Origin of the sequence: Bacillus sp. FJAT-27225 (assembly GCF_001685025.1) — a bacterium.
In the GTDB taxonomy this organism is placed as follows: Bacteria; Bacillota; Bacilli; order Bacillales; family Cytobacillaceae; genus Bacillus_D.
This window is the reverse complement of the sequence record NZ_MAYU01000011.1, coordinates 1-1,164: the sequence shown is the minus strand read 5'-3', so window position 1 is coordinate 1,164 and position 1,164 is coordinate 1. Positions and strand designations below refer to the sequence as shown.

The window sequence follows — 1,164 nt, the reverse complement described above, 5'->3', positions numbered from 1 at the left end:
CAGGATTCGAACCTACGAATGACGGAGTCAAAGTCCGTTGCCTTACCGCTTGGCTATAGCCCATCGATATTTTTAAAAACATTAGAGTTTAAAAAGAAAGAACATACATAGTATGTCTTTAAGTAATGATGCGTATTCATAAAAGATGATGGTGGAGGGGGACGGATTCGAACCGCCGAACCCTGAGGGAGCGGATTTACAGTCCGCCGCGTTTAGCCACTTCGCTACCCCTCCACAAATGGTGCCGGCTAGAGGACTTGAACCCCCAACCTACTGATTACAAGTCAGTTGCTCTACCAATTGAGCTAAACCGGCATTGTAAAATGAANAAAAGATGATGGTGGAGGGGGACGGATTCGAACCGCCGAACCCTGAGGGAGCGGATTTACAGTCCGCCGCGTTTAGCCACTTCGCTACCCCTCCAACAATGGTGCCGGCTAGAGGACTTGAACCCCCAACCTACTGATTACAAGTCAGTTGCTCTACCAATTGAGCTAAACCGGCATAGTTAGTATAAATATATCAATTGTCCCTCGATTGGGTGAATGGTGGAGGATGACGGGATCGAACCGCCGACCCTCTGCTTGTAAGGCAGATGCTCTCCCAGCTGAGCTAATCCTCCAAATGGTGACCCCTACGGGATTCGAACCCGTGTTACCGCCGTGAAAGGGCGGTGTCTTAACCGCTTGACCAAGGGGCCTTATTTAAAATATGTATGGCGGAGAGCAAGGGATTTGAACCCTTGATACGCGGTTAGCGTATACACGATTTCCAATCGTGCTCCTTCGGCCACTCGGACAGCTCTCCATTTTTGGCTCCGCAGGTAGGACTCGAACCTACGACCGATCGGTTAACAGCCGATTGCTCTACCACTGAGCTACTGCGGAATAATGAAGCCTGNCGTCCTACTCTCACAGGGGTTTGCACCCCAACTACCATCGGCGCTGAGAAGCTTAACTTCCGTGTTCGGGATGGGAACGGGTGTGACCTTCTCGCCATAGTTACCAGACAATGAAGACATTTACTATTATAATGTCTTTTTGATTTTTTTCAAGGGGAAATTATTCCCTCAAAACTGGGTAATCGTAATAGAAGGTTTAGAAGAACGTTCGCAATCAAATATGGTTAAGTCCTCGATCGATTAGTATCAGTCAGCTCCACACG

At 48.4% G+C, this 1,164-nt stretch carries 8 tRNA genes and 1 rRNA gene; all 9 read right to left on the bottom strand.

From position 1 onward, the window contains the following. Positions 1-149: 149 nt before the first annotated feature. Positions 150-234 (bottom strand) — tRNA-Tyr (locus A8F94_RS07610). Between the two features lie 5 nt (positions 235-239). Next, positions 240-315, bottom strand: a tRNA-Thr gene (locus A8F94_RS07605). A 23-nt stretch (positions 316-338) separates the two neighbouring features. Continuing rightward, a tRNA-Tyr gene (locus tag A8F94_RS07600) sits at positions 339-423 on the bottom strand. Between the two features lie 5 nt (positions 424-428). After that, positions 429-504 (bottom strand) — tRNA-Thr (locus A8F94_RS07595). 42 nt (positions 505-546) lie between these two features. Beyond that, positions 547-622, bottom strand: a tRNA-Val gene (locus A8F94_RS07590). Positions 623-625: 3 nt separating this feature from the next. Next, positions 626-700, bottom strand: a tRNA-Glu gene (locus tag A8F94_RS07585). A 16-nt stretch (positions 701-716) separates the two neighbouring features. Further along, positions 717-807: transfer RNA gene (locus A8F94_RS07580), tRNA-Ser, on the bottom strand. Positions 808-812: 5 nt separating this feature from the next. Continuing rightward, positions 813-887: transfer RNA gene (locus tag A8F94_RS07575), tRNA-Asn, on the bottom strand. A gap of 8 nt (positions 888-895) precedes the next feature. Beyond that, positions 896-1,009 (bottom strand): 5S ribosomal RNA (gene rrf, locus A8F94_RS07570). Between the last annotated feature and the right edge of the window lie 155 nt (positions 1,010-1,164).